This window comes from Acidimicrobiales bacterium (assembly GCA_036270875.1).
In the GTDB taxonomy this organism is placed as follows: Bacteria; Actinomycetota; Acidimicrobiia; order Acidimicrobiales; family AC-9; genus AC-9.
In genome coordinates this window covers 1-5,756 of record DATBBR010000001.1, presented here as the reverse complement: position 1 = coordinate 5,756, position 5,756 = coordinate 1, and the positions used below count along the sequence as shown (strand labels likewise).

General features: G+C 70.4%; 6 protein-coding genes. 4 read left to right on the top strand and 2 right to left on the bottom strand.

Translation table 11 applies throughout. The features are described 5' to 3' along the window. The 4 genes from VH112_00030 to VH112_00015 form a co-directional block, all read left to right on the top strand. A partial coding sequence (locus VH112_00030; GenBank protein HEX4538609.1) for an MBL fold metallo-hydrolase occupies window positions 1-504 on the top strand: 504 nt, incomplete at its 5' end. A gap of 56 nt (window positions 505-560) precedes the next feature. Next, window positions 561-1,307 carry a Fe-S cluster assembly ATPase SufC gene (gene sufC / locus VH112_00025; protein HEX4538608.1) on the top strand — a complete coding sequence of 249 codons (747 nt, stop codon included), beginning with the start codon at window positions 561-563 and terminating at the stop codon, window positions 1,305-1,307. Window positions 1,308-1,312: 5 nt separating this feature from the next. Next, on the top strand, window positions 1,313-2,557 hold the full coding sequence (locus tag VH112_00020; protein ID HEX4538607.1) for a SufS family cysteine desulfurase: 1,245 nt from the start codon (window positions 1,313-1,315) through the stop codon (window positions 2,555-2,557). An 8-nt stretch (window positions 2,558-2,565) separates the two neighbouring features. Next, a complete protein-coding gene (locus VH112_00015) occupies window positions 2,566-3,060 on the top strand; it encodes an SUF system NifU family Fe-S cluster assembly protein (GenBank protein HEX4538606.1) in 495 nt (164 codons plus the stop codon). Here VH112_00015 and VH112_00010 read toward each other — a convergent pair whose 3' ends face one another. Both VH112_00010 and VH112_00005 read right to left on the bottom strand, forming a co-directional pair. After that, a complete protein-coding gene (locus VH112_00010; GenBank protein ID HEX4538605.1) occupies window positions 3,061-4,338 on the bottom strand; it encodes an FAD-dependent oxidoreductase in 1,278 nt (425 codons plus the stop codon). 37 nt (window positions 4,339-4,375) lie between these two features. Beyond that, window positions 4,376-5,149, bottom strand: coding sequence for a hypothetical protein (locus VH112_00005; protein ID HEX4538604.1), 774 nt, complete (start codon window positions 5,147-5,149; stop codon window positions 4,376-4,378). Window positions 5,150-5,756 lie beyond the last annotated feature (607 nt).

Sequence of the window (5,756 nt, the reverse complement as noted above, 5' to 3'; positions counted from 1 at the left end):
GTGCTGATCGACGCCGCCAATGAGCACGACCGCCTCCTCGACCTGTGTCGGCGCCTCAACGTGGTCAAGGTCCTCGAGACCCACGGTCACTGGGACCACATCCAGGCCGTCCCGGCCGTGCGGGAGGCCGGTATCGACGTGGGCATCACCCCCGATGACGCAGGCATGCTGCCCTCCTACGACTTTCTCCTGGAGGACGACTCGATGATCGAGGTCGGCCGGCTGCGCCTCAAGACCATCCACACCCCCGGCCACACCCCCGGGTCGATGTGCTTCCTGCTCGAGGGGGCGCCGGTGCTCTTCAGCGGGGACACGCTGTTCCCGGGCGGTCCCGGCGCGACGGGCTTCCCCGGCGGCGACTTCCCGACCATCATCCGCTCGGTCGAGGAGCGGCTCTTCGCGCCCCTCGACCCGGACGTGTTGGTGCTGCCCGGGCACGGCGACGACACGACCATCGACAACGAGCGGCCCCACCTCCAGGAGTGGATCGACCGGGGCTGGTAGAGGCGCCGGCGGGAAGGGGGTTTCCCCTACCGTCGTAGTGCTAATAGAATCGGGGCGTGGCCGAGCCCCTCTTCGAGATCCAGGACCTCCACGTGGCCGCAGACGGCACCGAGATCCTCAAGGGCGTGGACCTGGTCATCCGGCCCGGTGAGATCCACGCCCTGATGGGCCCCAACGGATCGGGCAAGTCGACACTGGCGAACGCTCTGCTGGGAAGCCCCGACCTCCGCGTCACCGCCGGCCGGGTGGTGTTCAAGGGCGAGGATGTCACCGCGTGGCCGGCCGACGTGCGCGGCAAGGCGGGGATGTTTCTCGCCTTCCAGTACCCCGAGGAGATCCCGGGCGTCCCCGTGGCCCAGTTCCTGCGCCAGGCGCTCTCGGCCCGCCGGGGCATGGACATGTCGGTCCTCGAGCTGCGGCTGTCGATCATGGAGTGGATGAAGAAGCTCGGGATGGACCCGTCTTTCGGCGACCGCTACCTCAACGAGGGGTTCTCGGGCGGGGAGAAGAAGCGCAACGAGGTTCTCCAGATGGCGATCATGGAGCCGGAGGTCGCCATCCTCGACGAGACCGACTCCGGGCTCGACATCGACGCCCTCAGGGTGGTGGCCAGGGGCGTGCAGGAGGTGCGGGCCGCCCGCCCCGAGCTCGGGGTGCTGCTGATCACGCACTACCAGCGCATCCTTTCCGAGCTGCAGCCGGACCGCGTGCACATTCTCATCGACGGACGCCTGGTCGACTCGGGTGGTCCTGAGCTGGCCAGCCGGCTCGAGGAGGAGGGCTACGAGGCATGGCGCGCCTAGGGCAGATGGACAGGGTCGAATCTGTCGACGGTGGGCTTCTCAGGGCCGACTTCCCGGTCCTCGACCGCCCGCGCGAGGGTCCTCGCCTCGTCTACCTCGACTCGGCCTCCTCGTCCCAGAAGCCGCGTGCCGTCCTGACGACGATGGATGCCTACTACGAGTCGACCTACGCCAATGTCCACCGCGGCCTGTACTCGATCGCGGAGGAGTCCGACCGACTGTTCGCGGAGGCCCGGACCAAGGTGGGCCGGTTCATCGGGGCACCGGCGCCCGACCGTGAGGTCGTGTTCACGAAGAACGCCACCGAGTCGCTGAACCTCGTCGCCCAGGCGTGGGGACGCCACAATCTGCGTGCCGGTGACCGCGTCCTGCTCACCGAGATGGAGCACCATTCCAACATCGTGCCCTGGCTCATCCTGGCCGAGCAGCTCGGCCTCGAGCTGCGCTACCTAGGGGTGGACGACCACGGTCAGCTGGATCTCGACGATCTCGAGCGTCTGGCCGACGGCGTAAAGCTCGTCGGGGTGACGCTGATGTCCAACGTCCTGGGGACGATAAACCCACTCGATCGCATCGTCGAGGTGGCGCGGGCCAACGGCGCCATCGTGGTGGGCGACGGGTCCCAGTACGTCCCCCACGTCCCGACCGACGTGACCGAGCTCGGCTGTGACTTCCTCGCCTTCACCGGCCACAAGATGCTCGGACCCACCGGGATCGGTGTGCTCTGGGGTCGCGAGGAGCTGCTGGAGGCGACTCCACCCTTCCTGGGCGGCGGCTCCATGATCCGGGACGTGCGGCTCGACGGCTTCGAGCCCAACTCCCTGCCCTGGAAGTTCGAGGCGGGCACCCCGCCGATCGCCGAGGCCATCGGGCTGGGTGCCGCCGTCGACTACCTCCAGGCCCTCGGCATGGAAGCGGTGCGTGCCCACGAGATCGAGCTGACGGCCTATGCCCTCGACGCCTTGAGCCGACGCCACGGTGACGCCCTCGTCATCCACGGGCCTCGTGACCCGCGCCGACAGGGCGGCCTGCTGTCGATCTCGTACAAGGACGTCCACCCCCACGACCTGTCCCAGGTACTCGATCAGGCCGGGGTCTGCGTTCGCGCTGGCCATCATTGCGCCAAGCCCCTCATGCGCCGTCTGGGCGTGAGCGGCACGGCCCGCGCCTCGTTGTACGTTTACAACGACGAGTCAGATGTCGACGCCCTGGTGGAGGCTCTGACCCAGGCCGAGGCGCTGTTCTTCTAGGAGCTTGCATGGCCGGACTTGAAGACCTGTATCGCGAGATCATTCTCGACCATTACCGCAACCCGAGGAACCGGGGTGAGCTGCCGTCACCGCCGGCCCGCCGGGTGGAGGGCTTCAATCCGCTGTGCGGTGACGAGATCGTCGTCTACCTCGACGTCGACGGGCGCACGATCGCCGACGTGAAGGTCAGTGGGCAGGGCTGCTCGATCAGCCAGTCCTCGGCCTCGATGATGTCCACCGTCGTCAAGGGCCGCTCGATCGACGAGGCTCGGGCGGTGATCAGGGCCTTCAAGGGCCTCATGTCGGTGCACGAGGCGCGCCTGGACGGCGAGGACAGCGACGGCAACGGCGCCGCAGCCTTTGGCGACGGCACCGAGCCCCAGGTCGCCCTGGGCGACCTGGCCGCATTGCAAGGGGTGGTGAAGTTCCCGGTGCGGATCAAGTGCGCCACCCTCTCGTGGAACGCGCTTGCCCAGGGCCTCGACGACCCCAGCCCTGCCTAGCTATCCGCTCGAGTCGGCGTGGGCGAGGGCGTCGTCCCACGAGGCGCCCTCGCTGAGCAGTCGGCGGTACGCCATGAGGGGCCGGGGCGAGCTGAAAGCCAGCGCGGCGCTCAGCCGGCCTCGGTGTCCGTAGAGCGCGACGAAGCGACGCTCCTCGACCGAGCCCCGAACCACTCGGACCTCGTCGCCCGGCCGGGGATGGCCGACCAGCTGGATCTTGGTGTCGTACTGGTCCGACCAGAAGTACGGCACCGGGGCGTAGGGATCCCCGCCTCCCGGCCCGGCGAGCAGGTTCTGCGCCGCCACCACGCCCTGGTCGGACGCGTTCGTCCAGTGCTCGACGCGCATCTCCTCCCCGAACAGCGGGTTGTGCCACCGGGCCACGTCGCCAGCGGCGTAGACACCCGGCGCGCCGGTGGCACAGCGCTCGTCGCACACGACGCCGTCGTTGATCCGCAGCCCTGACGACTCCAGCCAGGACGTGTTGGGCGTCACGCCCACTCCGACCACCACCACGTCGGCATCGATGGCGGACCCGTCGGCCAGCCACACCCGCTCGACCCGTCCGTCGCCGTCGAAGCCGGCCACGGCGGCATCGCAGCGCAGGTCCACCCCGTGATCGCGGTGCAGCTCGCCGCACACGGTGCCCATCGCTTCGCCCAGCCCGTTCGCCAGGGGAACCGGCAGCGCTTCGAGGAGGGTCACTTCCAGGCCTCGCGAGCGCGCCGTGGCTGCAACCTCGGAGCCGATGAAGCCGGCGCCGACAACGACGACCCGAGCCCCCTTGTCGAAGGCGCGCCGCAGGCTCAGGCAGTCCTCGAGGGTCCGCAGCACGTGGACCCCCTCGAGGTCGGCCATGTCGGGCAGGTGACGAGGCGTCGCACCGGTGGCGACGAGGAGACCATCGAAGTCGAGACGCGTCTCGCCGTGGAGCTGCACGACTCGCTCGTCGAGGTCGAGGTCGATCGCCATCCTGCCGAGGTGGGTCTCGACATCGAGGCCGGCGAAGGCTTTCTCGTCCTCGAGCCAGATGCGGTCCGGCTCCCAGGCACCCGACAGCACCTGCTTGGAGAGGGGCGGGCGGTCATAGGGGAGGTGCTCCTCGGCGCCGACCAGATGGAGACGGCCGTCGTAGCCTGCCCGGCGGAGCGTCTCGACGGCCCGAAGGCCGGCCAGCGAGGCACCGACGACGACGACCGCCCCGAGCGCACCGCCGGCCCGGGAGGCCGGCGCATCAGCACCCCCGGCCTCCCGGGCCGGCCCGACAGAAGAGCCCATCGGGCCGGCACCCTAGCCTCGGGGAGGAGACGTCAGGTCACGAGGGCCTGATCTTGCCGTCGATGGCCTCGTGTTGGCCATTTCCCGACGGCGGGCCCGTCTCCTCCCGTGCCGGACCGGGGGCGCCGGCCGTCGTCTCGGCCTGATCGAGCGAGGGCGGCGCGCCCTGGGCGGCTCGCAGGGCCGTCTCGTAGGCGACCGTGGCCGCGTAGAGCGCCTCGTCCTGCTCACGCGTGGCATCGCGCAGCTCCTCGGCCCTGGACCGGGCGGCGGCGTCGAGAGACGCCTCGTAGCCCTTGGTGGCGTCCCGCACGGTCTCGGCCCGCGCCTTGCTGGCGTTCCTGAGGGCCTCGGCCCGGGCAAGCGCGGCCTGACGCACCGTCGCCGCCCGAGTGATCGCGCTCACTGCCGCCGTCTCGGCCGCGCGCAACGACTCCTCGTGGGCAGCCTGGGCCGCCCCCATCTCGGCCTCATACGCGTACTCGACGGCCCTGGTCGCCGATTCCTCCGCTGTTTGCAGCGCTTCCTGGTACCGGGTCTCGGCACGCCGGAGCGCCGCCGTACGGTCCGCCTCGGCCCGTCGTACGGAACCGACATGCTCGCCGGAGATCCGCCGCAGGGCGTCGGCCCGCGCCACCGTCGCCGCTCGGAGCGCCTCGGCGCGTGCGAGAGTCGCCACCCGCAGAGCCTCGGCCCGCTCGAGCTCGCTGTTGGCCACGTCCATCGTCGCGTGCATGGCCTTGTCGTACGCCTGGTCCGCCACTCGCAGGGCTTCCTCCTCGGCCTCCGCGCCAGCGTCCAGAGGGATCACGTGTCTACCCATCGGCATCCTCCGGTCGTCGCCCACGACACCAGAATGCCCTCTCCGGGACGACGCATCTACCCGAACCCGATATTCGTTCCGGTCGTATCGAGCCGTGCCGGTGAACCCAGTCCGTGGCGTGACGCGGTACCCTGCACGGCGACGGGTGCTTGGAGCGGGGCAAACCCCTGTCGAGGAAGGTTGAGTCATGCCTTACTGCGGACGATGTGGGCATGAGGTGCCCTCGGACTTTCGATTCTGTCCTCACTGCGGCGCGGACCTCGCCTCGCCGGGCGGCCCGGCCGTGGGGGGCGGCGGCCCCGGCCCTGCCACCGGCACGACGGGCGGTTCGTCGTCGGGCATCGGTACCGCGTCGATGGCCGGGACGGCCACGAGAAACCCCCCCGGCGGACCAGGCGGCGGACCAGGCGGCGGCCCTGGCAGGCCGGGAACAGCGGGCGGGCCGAGCGGACCCGGCGGGGCCAGCGGACCTCCGGGACCCCAGACCCAGCCGGTGCTGGCGACGGCGGCACCGCCGAGCCATCGGCACCGGCCGAGCATCGCTCCTGGCCTGTTTCTCGCCGCAGCCGGCTTCCTGATCGTCGGGTTCGCCTAC

Bases quoted from the DNA above. Each gene is read 5' to 3' on its own strand.
- VH112_00010 (HEX4538605.1), bottom strand. From the start codon at position 4,338: ATGGGCTCTTCTGTCGGGCCGGCCCGGGAGGCCGGGGGTGCTGATGCG.
- VH112_00020 (HEX4538607.1), top strand. From the start codon at position 1,313: ATGGACAGGGTCGAATCTGTCGACGGTGGGCTTCTCAGGGCCGACTTC.
- VH112_00015 (HEX4538606.1), top strand. From the start codon at position 2,566: ATGGCCGGACTTGAAGACCTGTATCGCGAGATCATTCTCGACCATTAC.